Raw genomic sequence first — 15,068 nt, 5'->3', positions numbered from 1 at the left:
TATCATTATCGACCCCCAAGATCGATAACCATGCTAAACTAACAGTAAAGACTACTCAGTGTGAAAGATGTTTGCATCTTAGAAGGAGTTTATCGTGGATAAATTTACAATCAAGGACATTGCCAAGCTTGGAGAAGTTTCCACGGCAACGGTCTCGAACTACTTAAATGGCAATTATGCCAAAATGTCTCAACATACCCGTGATAAACTGGCGGGAATTATTAACAAAACTGATTACCACCCCAGCACGACTGCCCGCAGTTTGGCTAAAAATGAAAATAAGACGATTGGTGTTTCTGTTGCAGACATTACCAACCCCTTTACTTCCCCAGTTATTTCAGGAATCTCAGAGCGTTGTGCAGCCTATGGCTACAAGATGGTCTTTACCAATTCCAACAATGACGAGCAACGGGAAATTGAAAACATCAATCGCTTGCGGGCAGAAGAAGTTGCTGGCCTAATCATCGACCCAGTCAATCCAGATAGCAACGTCTACAACCAACTCTCCAATGCCACCACGGTAATTGTCGACCGGCAAGCCCGTCGCAGTGTGATTGATTCCATCGTGACTGATAACCGTGATGCCGTTAAAAGTATGGTCACCCAAATGGTCAATCAAAAGTACGATGAACTCTACTTCGTCACTTGGCCACTTGAAGGCATCAGTACCCGGTTGAATCGCTATGATGGTTTCAAATTGGCTACCGGCTACCTAGATGACTCCCATCTCATCACGATTCCTTATGGCGACTCGCCACGGGAGATGACACTTTTCGTCGATCACCTAAAATCTGTCTTCAATGATAAGAAAAAGAAGATTGGGTTCTTTACTATGAACTCTCGAGTCTTACAGAAAATGCTGATTACGGCACAGCGCTTGAAGTACACCTACCCTGACGACTTCGGAGTCGCAACCTATGAGGAATTCGATTGGATGCAGCTCATGAAGCCAGGAATTAGTTGCATTCGACAAGATTCATTTGCCATTGGTTGTGCTGCTATGGATCTGATCAAAGAAAAACTCGATCACCATTTTTCCAGCGAACCATCGCCGAAGGTTAAGATTATTCCAACTAAACAGGTTATCCGCCAAAGCTTTTAATTTTTAACTTTGTTATTCCATTAAGCCCGTCATTACGGTCGTTAACGCATCTAACGATCATAATGACGGGCTTTTATGCTATCTTAAAGATTCACCCAAATATAATTTGTGAAATAAAAAAATGATCATATTTTTTTCTTGTGGGTAATCCCCACCCAAACCCACCACTAACAAGTCATTGCCACTATGAAGAGATCTTTTACACCTTATCTAACTTTGTGATTTTTTCATTATCCTCTTGCATTATTTTTTGTAATCGTTTACACTTACGTTGCTTGATGGTGGTTAAGCGATTAACTATATTTTAGAAATTCTGCTATTGTTTGTAATAAGCCCGTCATAACGGCAATTAATGTATTGCCTTTTTATTTAAAGTTTTAGTTAATCGCTTAACTAAAACATGAGGAGGAATCAACTTGCTCTACGTAAACCTAGCATCCTTTGATGCGCAAGATTATCAGCGTCTTCAGGAAGCTGTCGACTTCCTAAAACAGACCGATCTAACGAAAACGCCGCTTGGGCGCAGTCACCAAGATGGCGACCGCTTCTACGTCCAAACGCTTGAATATGAAACCGAATCCATTGAAAATTTTGATTTTGAGATTCATCAACACCGTTTGGATCTACACTACATTGTGTCTGGTGAAGAACGTATCGATGTATCTCCGGATACCAACTTTGTCGGTCTCTCCCCTTATAATCCGGATAGAGATCTCCAGTATGTGCAACGCCCAGCAAATTTCAATCAAGTCTTGTTGCACCAAGGTGACTTTGTCTTAATCGGGATGCATGAACCTCATCGGACTAATGGCTTTATTGATCAGCCCACCCATGTAAGAAAAATCGTTTTGAAATTAGGTAGATAGGAGCATTATCATGGAAAATTCTACAGCCACAAGTAGTCACTGGACATTTCGTCAAGTGATGGTCATCGCGGGCATTTGGTTCGCCTTCTTAATCAGTTTCATTACCCGATTGTCCTGGTCGACAATCATGCCTTCTGCAATTGATTCGTTACACTTTACTGTTCAACAAGGTAACTCCTATCTAACCGCCTTTTACATTGGCTATGCCATCACCGTTTTACCTGGTGGGATGCTTGCCGATAAGTTCGGTTACAAGAAATTACTACTCGCCGCCGTTTTAGGTAACTTAATTGTGATGGGGGCCATGGTCTTCATGCAAGGTTACTGGGATGGATTAGCTTTGCGGTTCATCTTAGGGTTGGTTAGTGGTCCTGACTTGTCAGCTTGTTTGGGGATCATTACTGAATGGTTTGATGGTAAAAAGCGAGCTACCGCAACTGGTATTTTTAACACGTGTACCTCATTTGGGCTAACGGTTATCAACTTATACGCACCAACTGTCATGGTTCATTATGGCTGGCGTGCTGCTCTGGGTGTTACCGCTGTCTTCCCATTAGCTGCTTTAATCTTCGCCTTCTTTGCTCTTCGCGGTAATCCACCATTCCCTCAACAATTTGGGGTAAAAGAAGCAGACGGCGAAATTGAAACTGAATCATCCATGTCTCGGTTGAAGAAAGCCATTAACAACCGTAGTGTGTGGATGCTTGCCATCACTGGTTTATTTGCTACTGGTGCTAAGTGGGGCGTTACTAACTGGGCCAACTTGTTCATCGTTAAGAATTTAAAGTTTGACGTTGTCACTGCTGGTACCGCTATGTCCATCTTTGGGATTACTTCCGTGGTTTCCATGGTTGTTGCTGGCTGGATCTCTGATCACTCGAAATGGTCTCGTCACGTTTGGGCCGCTATTTTCATGGCCATCTTTACCCCAACCATTATTGGGTTTGCTTTGACGCCACAAGGTAGTCTCGGCATGCTGTACTTCTGGACTGGTGCAATGGGTGTTGGTGCCTTTATGTTCAGTACCATTACCAATAACCTCTCCGTTGAAGTCGCTCCTGCTGACCAGCGAGGAACTGTTTCCGGATTCATCAACGTCTTCAACCAAGTGGGCTCTTTCTTGGCCCCTGTCCTCTTAGGACAATTGTTAGCTTCAACGGGTAGTTATGTATCTTCATACTTAATTATCTCTGTCTTCCCGATTATCGCGGTCGTCGCTTTACTCTTCGTTCGTGAATCCGACGCCGATAAAAACAAATAATTTATTTTAAAGGAGAAATTACTCATGGAATTTGGACTTAGTAAGAATCACCAACGCAACGAAAAGGTACAGCAACGGATTCAAACGGCTTTAGATTGGCTCGATGCTCGCTCTACTGAAGAATTATTAGCTGAACCTATTGGCCCAAAGGTGATTGCTGACGGCGTTGAATTACGCTTCCAAGAATACGATACTCGCGACTACGCTGGTATGACCTACGAAACTCACCGCGAACATATCGATATCCACTACATGATCAAAGGTGCTGAATGGGTTCGTTGGGCAGATGATGGCGATGCTGAACCAGTTAGCCCATACGATCCTGAAGAAGAAATTCAACGGTTTGGTCACCCTGCTTTCCACAGCAAGGCCCTCTTAACCGATCGTCACTACGCTATCTTTGATCCAACTGACTTACACGCTGCCCACGGGATGGTCGACGGTAAGATTGGTCACAACCACAAGCTTTGCGTTAAGATTGCGTTGAACTAATGAATGACTAAAAAGGGTTCGTGTAATCCTGGCTACTGCCAGAGTTACACGAACCTTTTTAGTTTAGGTACAATATCATTTCATTATAAATAGGCTACAGGTATGATTTTTAACTCACTGCTCTAGTGATGCCGGTGCAACCGTGCCTGCTGTCGCTGATACCCATCTAAAATCAGCATCAAATCAATCAACAAGAACAGCCCACCCAAAAACAAATTAAAGGTCACGTAGGCAATCTGCACGGCTGAGAACGCGAGAATCGGCGTCAGCTGCCACCACATGCTCTCGAGCACCGGATAGCGGCGATGCCAATGCTTCTGCACTAGCGGCACGACAATGACCGACAGGACCACCATCAAGACCAGACTAATCTGGTAGAGGTCCGTCAGGCCATAATTAATGCGAATCTCACTCACTCGCCCACCTCCTACTGAATCGTGGTGGCGGCTACCACCTGTTTGAACGTGGCCTTGGCAATCTTTTCGGTTGACCAGGTCGGCCACATGGTCTTCTTATAAAAATTGTTCGACATGAAGATCACGCCGGTTCGGCCATCAGTGCTGACCAGGAAGGTGTCCTCATAGAAGTTGCCCACCCCGTGACCGTAGTAGCCCTGGTCCGCGAAATGGTACATCCCACCGGTGTATTTCGGCGTCGCGACTCCCGGTTCCAGCAACGTCTTCGCACTAGCAGCGTGCTTGAACCGTTTGCCCTGAACGATCGCCTGGACGGTCTTAAACACGTTGCTCGGGCTCATGGTGACGTTGCCCGTTCCGAGCCGTGAGCTGACATCCTTGGCGGCCGGCGTTTCCGGATCTGAATACGTGCCCGGTGTCTGGCCATTGTAACCCAGCGACAGTGCCGAATTTTGCTGGCGTAACTGCACGAAGCTGGTGCCATTCAGATTCAGTGGCGTCACGATTTGTTGGTAAAATTGGTGGTAGTACGACTGGTTCGTCACCTGATTTAAAATGGCGGCCAGCATCACATAGCAGATTGGTTGGTAGTTAAATTGATTCAACTGTGATGTGTCGACGCGCACGTGCTTGACCGCGTACCGGTAGATTTGGTGTTCGCCCAAGTCCTTGTCTGGCTTCATGTCGCCCAGTAAGCCACCCTCCATGTTAAGCATCTGGCGAATCGTGACCTGCTGACCATGCTTGATTTGCGGATAAAATTGATGCAGGGTATCCGTCATCTTGAGTTTGCCCTGCTCAATGGCCCGCATGACCAATAAGCCCGTCATTGATTTCTGCAGCGAATTGATCAGGTATTGCGTCTTAGGCGTGTTGCGCTGCTTCTTCGCCACATTGGCCCAGCCAAAGGACTTTTGGTAAATCACGCGGTCGTTTTTCACGACCAACGCCGTCCCGGAAAATTTCTTGGCCGTCAATTGCTGCGTCAGATTGGCCGTGAAGGTAGGATTGGTACTCCCCGCCGTGCGGTCTAGCGCCGTCGTTTGGCTGTGCCGTTGCTCACGACTGACCTGCGCATTACGCCGAATCAAGCGGTTGGTCTGCTTGACCGTCGTCGGTGTAGCTGTTAATTGCCGTTGCTGGTCGACGTGGTACCACTGGACAGCCCCGTAACCAGCCAAGCCCAGTAACACCACCAGTACCAGCCATCTGCCCCAATGGAGATGGCTGGGCGCGGCGTGTCGTTGCTTTCGTGTTTCTTGTTTCATTTTGTCAAAGCCCCTGTCTTGTCAAACTTACTTCTTTGATTATACGAGACTCTCGGGAAAATACCAACCGCCAAACGGTCATTATGGTACCAGCAACCTGCCGAGTCCTGAGCACTTACGTTGTCGCAAAAAAGCCGCCAATCAACTCGCACTAACGAGCCATTGGCGGCTTAGTAGTCTTACCTAAATGTTGAAAGATGAAAATCAGCTAGAAACATTGTCACCACGCGACTTATGGTGTAAAAATTAGTCGTTTGCAGCTTCGTAGTTTGAGCTGGCCGCCTACCGTCCGCCAACTATGGGTTGGAACGCGGTGGGCGGACCGGACCGAGCCTGAGGGACGGTCTCGGCCTCGCTTTGAGCCGAAAACCCGCGTCTCAAAGACGCCAGTTGTGTCGACATTGTCATTTCAACGCTTACCGCAACGCCTTGGCTCGGTCGATCTGCTTGAAGGTTTGAATGGCCAGGTCTTCCGTCGACCAGTCCGGGTACATCGTCTTCTTCACGAAGTTGTTAGACAACAGGACGACCCCATTGCGGCCATTTTTACTGATGACAAAGGTACTCTCGTAATCGTCTCCCATGCCGTGGCCGTAGTAGCCCAGCTGATCGAGGTGATACATCCCCCCCGCATAGTGCAGCTGGTTATTCTGTGTCTCGTGTAAGACTTGCGCACCCGCTGGCGTGGACAACAACGACCCCTGAACGATGGCCCGTTCGGCACGGTAAACGTCCCCGGCACTCATCGTGGCGTTCCCGGTCGCAATCTGGACGGCCATGCTGGCGGCTGAGGGCTTGTGCGGTTCGCTGTAGTCCCCTGGCATACTGCCGGCATAGCCCGTGGTCATGCCCTTAGTCGTCGAGCGCAGTTGGGCAAAACTAGTGTGATTCAAGTTCAGTGGCGTGACCAATTGTTGATAAAATAAGTCGTAATACGAATCATGCGTGACTTGATGCAAAATCCCCGCCAGCAACGTGAAGCAAATCTGCTGGTAGTCGAATTTTCCAATTTTACTGGTATTAATCTGCGCATTTTGACTGACGTACTGATAGACTTCATTTTCCGTCAGCGTCCGACCGGGTTGTAGCTCGCCCGTGATGCCGGCTTCCATGTTCAGCATTTGCCGAATCGTGACCCGGCCGCTATGGCGGATGTTAGGATAATACTGGCTCAATCGGTCCGTCAGCTGTAATTGACCGGCCTGGACCGCCTTCATGACCAGCATCCCCGTCATAGATTTCTGCACGGAGTTGATCAAGAATTGCGACGTGACTTTATTCTTGCGGTGTTTCTTAGCGTTGGCCTTCCCAAAGGCCCGCTGGTAGACGACCTGATCATCCTTGACGACCAGCGCCGTGCCGACAAACTTCTTGTCCTTCAACTCACGCGTGAAGCGTTTGCTAAATTTCGGTGTGGCCTGGCCGCGGTTCGTTCGGTCAAAGGCCGTCTTCCCCGGGTCGCGTTGCCGCTGACTGGCCGCGGCATCCTTGGCAATCGTCGCGTGCATTTGCTTGGCGTGCTGATGATTGCTGGTTGCGACTTCTTGTTGGTCTTGCTGGTCAATCGCGTGCATGCCCCAGACCACGCCACCAATCCCCAGAATGATGGCAAACAATACCGCCCAATGGCGTAGGTTTCGTGTATTCACTTTTCTCTCCCCCAATTAGCTAACTGGTGAACCCCTTACTCTATCATAGTTGGCAACGACTTCCCCAGTCGTCGGTCCTTTAGTTCTGATTATACGAAAAAGCCGGCTAAAGACAATAAAAGTCTTCGTCGGCTGGGTGAACTTATTATTTACTTTAAAAACTCACAGGGTTTGCTTGCGTAAGACATTCAGTCGGTCATCAAAGTCGTAACGAATTGGTTCACCGTTAGCAACTTCCACCTGGCTAATATCCGCATCCGCCACGTGATCCAGGTACTTGATCAAAGCACGTAACGTACTGCCATGGGCCACGACCAGCTGATTGTGCCCATCCAATAGTCGCGGCGCAATCTGGTCAGTCCAATACGGCATCAAGCGGTGGTAAGCCATTTCCAGACTTTCGCCCCGGGGTTCGACGTGCGGGCCAAATTGGTCATAACGCCGGTCTTGACTGACATGGTCCAACAATGGCGGCACGGTCTTGAAGCTTCGCCGCCAAATCTTGATTTGCTTGTCCCCCACGCGAGCCTTGACCGCCGCCTTGTTCTTGCCCCGCAGCGCGCCGTAGTGGCGTTCGTTCAGCCGCCAGGACTTATACTCTGGAATGTACAGCTGGTCGATAGCCTCTAAGACGATGTTGGAAGTCACGATAGCTCGATGGAGCATGGACGTATGCAGCGCCCCGAATTGCAGGCCCGTGGCTGCGACTAATTTACCAGCCGCCACCGCTTGCTCACGTCCCTTCGCCGTCAGCGGCACATCACTCCACCCGGTAAAAATGTTATCTCGGTTCGCGACACTTTCCCCGTGCCGTAAAATGACCAGCGTTGCCATTGATCATGATCCCTTTCTCTCTTATCAATTCTCACTGACCATCATACCATAGGTTTTGGCCGGGTTCGTGTGATTTGTGTCAGTTTTCACTTATTTTTCTGGCGAAAATGAAAAGTGTAGCCTAAAAGACGGCTGGCGACCATCAAGGCTGATTGATCCCGGGTTTGAATCGTTTGACCATCCGATTCAAGCGGAACTAGGGCGTCTTTTTCTCTTGCGTTGCATGCGCAACCACCAGCAAAGGTAACTAGTCCTGCCAACGTCGCAGCCGTCCCATTTTCACCTTTCTATTTCCCTAATCACTTATAGTTAAATTGAGAGAGCGGATAGGTCATAATGTGCTTGTACGCTCGCGTACTAAACGTCACATGTCCATTACGATACATCGTCGTTTTTGCCGTACCATCATAGCCATAAGTAATCACTGTCACCAGCTTTTTCTTATTGGTCGCATGAAAGTTCACCCGCGTTTCATCAACCTGAGTGTACGCATGAGCGGCCTGGTAATGGGTCCGTAATCGTTTACGATTCGTAATCACTTTCCACGGCTTCCGACGATACGTATAAACTGTCAGCTTAGTCGCACGTCCCTGTTGAAAGTTAATCTTGGAAATGCGATTGTCCATCCCCGTCACTAAGACCTTACTGATATGATGCTGTCGATTTCGTAATATATAGGCACGCTGTGGCATTGATAGACTCTCATTCGTGGTAACACGATTCCCCGTTGAGCGAGCACTTTGCACCTTTTTTCGCAACGATTCATGTCTTTTGGGTGCTAAGAATTGTTTCCCCGGATCCCGATACTTGCCAGCAATCAGAGTTTTAGGCGTCTTCTGTGTCCACCCTAATTTCTTTCCCTTGGCCGTCTCCAAATAAAGGAAATGGACACCATTATACTTCGTTACTTCCTTGGTGGCATAGAGTTGTTGTGCAGCCAGCCGGTCAAAAACACCTGAAACGTACGTGTAATGCACCGTGTAGATTGGTCGGTTCCAAATTCGATGTAAGTTGGGATCGGCAACATAATATGGCCGCTTACAGGTCTTAACGGAATGAACTGTCTGTATCCGCTTCATATCGCTAGCTTTAACGTAACCCACGTTAGCAAAGTCTGAAAAGTTACTAATTGTTTTTGGTCCATCGATTCCCTCAAAGCCACCCGACTCATACGCAACCAGATGGTAAAATGTCCCCTTGGTAGTTGTCCCCAAACACTTCTCCTGCTTCGGTAACGGCATCTGACAGCTCTCCTGCTTTCGTACCAAATGACTTCAGACTCCGATAGAAAATAACCTTTTTATTTGCCATTTTATAGGCAACGTCTACATCTGGCTTCGTACTGCTTTTGACGCGCCCAATTTTAGGATTGGTAAAAAGACCGGTGTTGGCCGTTGCATTATCATTAGATATTGCATTCGAACTACACCCAGCAACCAGCAGTCCTAATGACAACGCAAATACAAATTTCGACTTCATGATCTATCACTCCCTACTTTACTGTCCTATCAGAACGCGCAGCTTCAGCAAACCGATTAAAAATCATATATCCATATCCACTACTGGTAATACCCATGCCTTCCGATTCACGATAATACTTACTCTCAAGGACAGTAAAATTGACATCCTTAGTTGTCATTTTTCGTCTCATCTTCTTAACAGGGAACGACATAAAAGCACTGTAGTACGTTAAATAGACTCTAATTCTTTCCACTATTATTAGTCCGTAGTTTAGCGACTTTGTACGTGAAGACTATTACGGCTATTTACCGTTGATCTTCTGTTAAGCCCCCTACTAAAATAGTGTTTCGACCCCTGGTAACCGACAATTGACTGATAATTCACTGAATTCACTGGCACAATCAATTCCATCTGTACCCTCACAAGTTTACCTTAGTGGAGTTAGATACGATTGTTCTTTAATTCACATGGGGTCTTTTGCGGCATCCCCAATTTGCGAATATCCCCGAATACATCTGTCTTGTCACCGGTTTTTTCAATCAGCAGTATCCCAATAAAGTCGAATTATTACATTTCTTACATTGCGCCTCCCTTAAACTAATTGCAAGATAATATGACAAAAACATTTCAAAAGTTGACTATTATATTACTGGCTACTTTTACACCAATTCTTTGGTATCAGTTGGCACTCAGGTCCCATATCTTTACCAACGAAATGCAATCGCGTTTGATACCCCTGTTTACGTATTCTTAAGAAAAAAATAGCCTTTCTCTCTAAGCGCAAAAAAGTCCCTTCATTCAGCTAATCATGCCGAGCGAAGGGACTCACAACTAATTTTAACTTAATCCACAGAAGATTCCGAATGAGCAGCTAATTTATCCGCAGCCACAGCACTGTCTGCTTCTTGGAACTCGCTGGCGTCTTCTTCTGCCAATGCAGATTCGCGCGCCTTGACCCGGTTCCCCATGAAGGTGATGACCGACCCAATCAAGATGATGACGATACCGACGATGGTATTGGTCAAAATCTTTTCGTGAATCAGAACGGCCGCCATGATAGGGGCCAACCCTGGCTTAATGAAGAAGACCAATGAGGCCGTCGACACGTCGGAGCGTTCCATGGCCAAGAAGTAAAAGGCGAACCCGCCACCAGTCACACAGACCCCGATGAAGAACAGAATCCAGAAGTACTGCAGGCTAACATTTTGCAAGATGGGCATAGCCGCAAATTGACGCGTCCAGCTGACCTGACGCAAGCCACCAGCCACGGCGGGTACGTGCGTCAGTAACATGATGGCTAGCAGTTCCGCTGACCCAGCTAAGAACGTAAAACAGGTCATAATGATGCCGTTGAAATGGTGACGCACAGAGCCCCACCGTGAGACGATACTGTACAGGCCAAACGTCAATGCGGAGCCAATGGCCAACGCTAAGCCGACCGGATTGGTCAAATGGGCCGGGTTGACGATGACGACCAGCCCAACGATTGACACAACGACGGCGATCAAGTTCGCCCGACCCAGCCGTTCGTGCAAAATCAAGTACGAGAAGATCAGTGCAAAGACGGGGTTGCAGCTAAACAGCACAGCCACCGTCGAGGCTTCGTCTACGCTAATGGCCAACTGGTACAGCGTCATACTGATGATGACACAGACCAATCCAGTCAGCGCAAACAACGCCCAATCGCGCCCGGTCAACCGGTGGCTTTGTTTATGTAAGGCCCGCAAAGCAATCGGCAAGAGAATCAAACCGCCAATGAAGAAGCGAATCAGATTCAACTGAATGGGATTAAAAGCATTGCCCGCGGACTTTAAAGCGATTTCCATAGAACTGAACATTAACGTTGAAAATGCGATGTACAACAGTGTTTTTCTCAAAACGAAAAATTGTTCCTCCTTAAAGTAACTACCAGATCAATTAGGCAACGTGCTGGACGATGACCATCAGAATCGGAATCACCACTAAACTTAGGAGGGTCGTTTCGGTTACCATGATGGCCGCATAATCCGCATCGGCGCGGTACAATTTGGCCACGACGGGTGCGTTGGTCATAACGGGCATCGCTGCTTGTAAGATAAAGACTTGTTTCATTAATATTGGCATGCTGGTGGGCAACACCAACAGCCCCATCAACACGGGGGCCACGATGAAGCGCCCCAGCAAGATACCGAGACTGTCGCGGTCCACGTGGATATTTTGCAATCCCGCCCCGGCGATGGCCGTCCCGATAAAAATCATGGACAGTGGAATCGTCAGACCGCCAATGTACTGAAAGTCCTGCATGATCCAGCCCGGCAACTGAATGTCGAGTAAGACCAAGATGACCCCCACGATAAAGCCTAACAACGGTGGTGAGAAGATCTTTTGCAGGGTTTGTTTCAAATTAAACTTGGCGTTGCCCTGGCCATCGCGCTGAATCAGGTACACCCCCAGCGTCCAGAAAAAGGTCGTGTTGGCCATGTAATAGACCAGCACGAACGGCAAGCTCTTCGGGCCAAACAACGCTTCGTTGACCGGTAAGCCCACGAAAACGGTGTTCGAGTTCAAAAACATGGACTCAAACAACCCGCGGTGCCCCGGCTTGATGCGAAAGGCGTGGAAGGCCACAATGGAGAGACCAAACATGATCAGCATCGAAACCACCGGGAACCGGAGATCCGGCAAGGTACGTTTCAACGTCTCCGCTGAAAACTTCGCGGTGATCGTACTGATCATGTAGGCCGGCAGCGCAATCTGCGTCACGAGGCGCGCAATTAACTTCGGTGCCTGGTCGTCAAACCAGCCCCGCCGCGATAACACGTAACCGAGACCAATCATGACTAAAATGATTAAGACACCCGAAACACTTCGAATAAAAACGGCCATCTGCCGACCTCCCCTCGAAACATTACCAAAAATTAGATTTTCTTAAGCAACGCTTCTTATTATAGCACGGTTCTACCGGTCACTATGTCCGCAACCGGTTACAAATAGCGGTGTTAGCCACTTTTACTTACCTTGACAACTTGTGAAATCCACGTTTATCCGGTCTAGACAACCGAACAAAATCCCGAAAATGTCCGGGAGAAACATTTACGAATGACCGTTTTTATGGTCTAATGAATTAATTGAGTCTACAGATAAGATTTCAGGGGAATTTATCAATCTGTATGTAGCTGAGGCCCCGCGGTGATGTCGTGGTGCGGCCCCAAACTGAAATTGGTCAAGATTTTAATGAGGATGAGGAAATAATTATGCCAAACGATAATGAACCAAAACGGCAACACGCACCTGAGGATTTCGAACAGGTCTACGATCGCCGCTCTGACCGTAACTCCCACTTCAAGACGCCGGCGGTCCACCCCCACCGGCCGGTCATGTGGACCATCGTCATTGCCCTGCTGGTCTTGTTAGGCGGTGGCTTAGCCTACGGGTATCAAGCGTGGAATTCGGCCAAGAAGACGTTTAGCCAGACCTATGAGGCCTCTAACGCCGCTAAGAGTCGTAATGTGTCCGCCGTTTTGAAGTCCAACAAGCCCTTCTCAATTCTGTTGATGGGAACGGATACCGGGGCCTTGGGGCGTTCCGATGTCGGTCGGACCGACACGATGATGGTCGCTACCATCAATCCGACTAAGGAAACGGCTTACCTGACCAGTATTCCGCGGGATACACGCGTCACGGTCGGTTCCGGGGTCAACGCGTCGATTCAAAAGATCAACGCGGCCTATACGATTGGCGGTCCCAAGACCGCGGTCAAGACCGTGGAAAACCTGCTCGACGTGCCCATCGACTTCTACGCCATCGTCAACATGGGCGGGCTGGAAAAGATGGTCAACTCAGTCGGCGGGGTCGACGTGAAGCCCACACTGACCTTCCAATACGGGGCGGCCAACGTGGTCAAGGGCAAAAAGACCCATTTGAATGGGAAACAAGCCCTCGACTACTCGCGGATGCGTCACGAAGATCCGCTGGGCGACTACGGTCGACAAAAGCGTCAACGCGAAGTCTTACAGAAATTAGTCGTCAAGGCGGCCGGCTTATCGTCCATCACCCGCTACCAAACGATTCTGAAGTCGTTAAACGGCAACTTAAAGACTGACCTGACTTTTGATGATTTAATGCAAATCCGGGCCAAGTACGGCGATGCCTCTCACCACATCAAGTCCGAAACACTTCAGGGACAAGATGCTATGATCGACGGCCTTTCCTATCAAGTGCCAACCATGACAGAGCTAAAACGCGTCTCGAACCACATTCGCAAGACGTTGGAATTAGCCAACACCAAAAAATTCACAACGGACGCCGACACCAGTTCGACTGGTACCGGCTACGCCACCGACAGCACTGGCAACAGCGGCTACGGGTATTAAACCAGCACACCGAGCGTCATCCACGGGTCACAGCGACCTGGCGGATGGCGCTTTTTTTGATAATTGGTCTGGCCTGGCCGCCTACCGTCCGCTACTGCTTGGATGAGACCCAACCTCCCCCCCCAAAAAAGTTTTGCTTGCTTTTTGCCAACAGATACAGTATTGTTGGCGGAGCTACTTAGACTTAAATGATTGGGCAACACCTGACTTATCAATCGTTAACTAACTCACACTTTTGGGGATGCGCTTAGTTTGACCGCCACTGCGATTCGTGATAATCACGACTAAATTCGTGGTTAGAAAGTTAAGCGGGCGACCGGATCAACTTATTTTTAAACCGACTTATTCGGTGATAACTAGCGCCCCGAGCCGGTTATAGGTTATCGCAGTTATCACACTGAACGATATATGGCGTTGTACTTTTTAAGAATTGCGGTAGAATGAACTTAAACTTACGAGTAGAGAGGCAAAAGGAGTGGATCGGTTATGTATCGTTTCTTTGTACAACCACAAATCAATCAAGATGACCACCGCGTCTTTGGCTACGAAGTTCTGTTGCGTAAACAGGAAGACGATAATTGGGTTCTCCCCCGCCACTTCACGGATATTTCCGTAGCCGATCAAGCGAAACTTCTTGAGGAGACAGCCACCTCATTGAAGACCGCTGTCAACAATCAGGTGCTCGCGTTCAATCTCAACAATCAACAGTTGCGTCATCCCCTAACCCTGGGGACCGTGATTGCGCTCAAAAAGCGCATCACCCCGGCGGCCTTGACCATTGAGCTAACGGAGGCCCCGACCCTTGAGGAAATGAAGCAATTCAGTCTGGCCGTGCACCAGTATGGCATCGGGTTAGTTCTCGATGACGTGGGCACCGGTTCGAACACCTACCAAAACATTCGCGACTTATTACCCTTCGTCGATGAAATCAAATTCGCCATGCAAAATCTGCGGATGAGTGGCGAAGGGGACCTGATTCCCGCCAGTCTGGCCTTCTGGGCGCAGATTGCCCGCGAATATCGGTTACGCCTGGTTTTGGAAGGCGTTGAAGACGCTGACGATCAAGCGTTAGCCAAACAATATGGCATCACGTTACATCAAGGCTACCTGTACGGCAAACCAAGTTTAGCTTAACCAATCTGGACGTCCCTGCTAGCTGTTAGTGGGGGAACGCCCACTTTTTTTGTCCAAATCAACACAACTGTTATATTTTAATGTAAGGCAGATTGTAAAATTTAAATTGAACATTTAAGTGGACAGAAAAACCCATCAAGGTCTTTAATGGTGTTACCACACAATCCATTAGAAAGAAGGACCTTGATGAGCACCACTATTTTATCATTCCAGAACCGTGTTGTCATTGAAAC

Annotated in this window: 14 protein-coding genes; 6 read left to right on the top strand and 8 right to left on the bottom strand. The window is 48.3% G+C overall.

Annotated elements, in window-relative coordinates; all coding sequences use genetic code 11:
* Positions 1–94 precede the first annotated feature (94 nt).
* The 4 genes from EKM83_RS05295 (at position 95) to EKM83_RS05280 (ending at position 3,721) form a co-directional block, all read left to right on the top strand.
* Complete coding sequence (locus EKM83_RS05295; RefSeq protein ID WP_125575593.1) at positions 95–1,102, top strand: LacI family DNA-binding transcriptional regulator; 1,008 nt, start codon at positions 95–97, stop codon at positions 1,100–1,102.
* Between the two features lie 416 nt (positions 1,103–1,518).
* Positions 1,519–1,968 carry a YhcH/YjgK/YiaL family protein gene (locus EKM83_RS05290; RefSeq protein ID WP_125575592.1) on the top strand — a complete coding sequence of 150 codons (450 nt, stop codon included), beginning with the start codon at positions 1,519–1,521 and terminating at the stop codon, positions 1,966–1,968.
* Between the two features lie 10 nt (positions 1,969–1,978).
* On the top strand, positions 1,979–3,229 hold the full coding sequence (locus EKM83_RS05285; RefSeq protein ID WP_125575591.1) for an MFS transporter: 1,251 nt from the start codon (positions 1,979–1,981) through the stop codon (positions 3,227–3,229).
* Positions 3,230–3,253: 24 nt separating this feature from the next.
* Complete coding sequence (locus tag EKM83_RS05280; RefSeq protein WP_125575590.1) at positions 3,254–3,721, top strand: YhcH/YjgK/YiaL family protein; 468 nt, start codon at positions 3,254–3,256, stop codon at positions 3,719–3,721.
* 122 nt (positions 3,722–3,843) lie between these two features.
* Here EKM83_RS05280 and EKM83_RS05275 read toward each other — a convergent pair whose 3' ends face one another.
* The 8 genes from EKM83_RS05275 to EKM83_RS05240 all read right to left on the bottom strand — a co-directional run bounded on the left by EKM83_RS05275 (position 3,844) and on the right by EKM83_RS05240 (position 12,214).
* Positions 3,844–4,137: a hypothetical protein gene (locus EKM83_RS05275; protein WP_125575589.1), complete on the bottom strand. Its 294-nt coding sequence runs from the start codon at positions 4,135–4,137 to the stop codon at positions 3,844–3,846.
* 11 nt (positions 4,138–4,148) lie between these two features.
* Positions 4,149–5,405, bottom strand: a complete 1,257-nt coding sequence (locus tag EKM83_RS05270) for a serine hydrolase domain-containing protein (RefSeq protein WP_125575588.1) — start codon at positions 5,403–5,405, stop codon at positions 4,149–4,151.
* A 416-nt stretch (positions 5,406–5,821) separates the two neighbouring features.
* Positions 5,822–7,054: a serine hydrolase domain-containing protein gene (locus tag EKM83_RS05265; protein WP_125575587.1), complete on the bottom strand. Its 1,233-nt coding sequence runs from the start codon at positions 7,052–7,054 to the stop codon at positions 5,822–5,824.
* Between the two features lie 162 nt (positions 7,055–7,216).
* On the bottom strand, positions 7,217–7,888 hold the full coding sequence (locus EKM83_RS05260; protein ID WP_125575586.1) for a 2,3-bisphosphoglycerate-dependent phosphoglycerate mutase: 672 nt from the start codon (positions 7,886–7,888) through the stop codon (positions 7,217–7,219).
* A 299-nt stretch (positions 7,889–8,187) separates the two neighbouring features.
* A complete protein-coding gene (locus EKM83_RS05255) occupies positions 8,188–9,129 on the bottom strand; it encodes a hypothetical protein (RefSeq protein WP_125575585.1) in 942 nt (313 codons plus the stop codon).
* Positions 9,056–9,367 carry a hypothetical protein gene (locus EKM83_RS05250; RefSeq protein WP_125575584.1) on the bottom strand — a complete coding sequence of 104 codons (312 nt, stop codon included), beginning with the start codon at positions 9,365–9,367 and terminating at the stop codon, positions 9,056–9,058. Before EKM83_RS05250 ends, EKM83_RS05255 begins: the two co-directional genes overlap by 74 nt.
* 824 nt (positions 9,368–10,191) lie before the next feature.
* Entirely contained in the window at positions 10,192–11,226 is a 1,035-nt protein-coding gene (locus EKM83_RS05245; protein WP_125575583.1) for a DMT family transporter, read from the bottom strand.
* A 40-nt stretch (positions 11,227–11,266) separates the two neighbouring features.
* Entirely contained in the window at positions 11,267–12,214 is a 948-nt protein-coding gene (locus EKM83_RS05240) for an AEC family transporter (protein ID WP_125575582.1), read from the bottom strand.
* 368 nt (positions 12,215–12,582) lie between these two features.
* Here EKM83_RS05240 and EKM83_RS05235 point away from each other — a divergent pair, with 368 nt between their 5' ends.
* Together EKM83_RS05235 and EKM83_RS05230 are read left to right on the top strand one after the other, a co-directional pair.
* Positions 12,583–13,701, top strand: coding sequence for an LCP family protein (locus EKM83_RS05235; RefSeq protein ID WP_125575581.1), 1,119 nt, complete (start codon positions 12,583–12,585; stop codon positions 13,699–13,701).
* A gap of 486 nt (positions 13,702–14,187) precedes the next feature.
* Positions 14,188–14,835: an EAL domain-containing protein gene (locus tag EKM83_RS05230; RefSeq protein ID WP_125575580.1), complete on the top strand. Its 648-nt coding sequence runs from the start codon at positions 14,188–14,190 to the stop codon at positions 14,833–14,835.
* The last annotated feature ends 233 nt before the right edge of the window (positions 14,836–15,068 follow it).

Source organism: Levilactobacillus angrenensis (genome assembly GCF_003946085.1).
Classification (GTDB): Bacteria; Bacillota; Bacilli; order Lactobacillales; family Lactobacillaceae; genus Levilactobacillus; species Levilactobacillus angrenensis.
Note: the sequence above shows the minus strand (reverse complement) of the source record. Positions and strands in the feature narration are given on the sequence as shown.

Excerpts from the sequence above, each read along its gene's own strand:
- EKM83_RS05285 (WP_125575591.1), top strand. The coding sequence starts at position 1,979 with ATGGAAAATTCTACAGCCACAAGTAGTCACTGGACATTTCGTCAAGTG.
- EKM83_RS05280 (WP_125575590.1), top strand. The coding sequence starts at position 3,254 with ATGGAATTTGGACTTAGTAAGAATCACCAACGCAACGAAAAGGTACAG.
- EKM83_RS05270 (WP_125575588.1), bottom strand. The coding sequence starts at position 5,405 with ATGAAACAAGAAACACGAAAGCAACGACACGCCGCGCCCAGCCATCTC.
- EKM83_RS05260 (WP_125575586.1), bottom strand. The coding sequence starts at position 7,888 with ATGGCAACGCTGGTCATTTTACGGCACGGGGAAAGTGTCGCGAACCGA.
- EKM83_RS05255 (WP_125575585.1), bottom strand. The coding sequence starts at position 9,129 with ATGCCGTTACCGAAGCAGGAGAAGTGTTTGGGGACAACTACCAAGGGG.
- EKM83_RS05250 (WP_125575584.1), bottom strand. The coding sequence starts at position 9,367 with ATGAAGTCGAAATTTGTATTTGCGTTGTCATTAGGACTGCTGGTTGCT.
- EKM83_RS05240 (WP_125575582.1), bottom strand. The coding sequence starts at position 12,214 with ATGGCCGTTTTTATTCGAAGTGTTTCGGGTGTCTTAATCATTTTAGTC.
- EKM83_RS05235 (WP_125575581.1), top strand. The coding sequence starts at position 12,583 with ATGCCAAACGATAATGAACCAAAACGGCAACACGCACCTGAGGATTTC.
- EKM83_RS05230 (WP_125575580.1), top strand. The coding sequence starts at position 14,188 with ATGTATCGTTTCTTTGTACAACCACAAATCAATCAAGATGACCACCGC.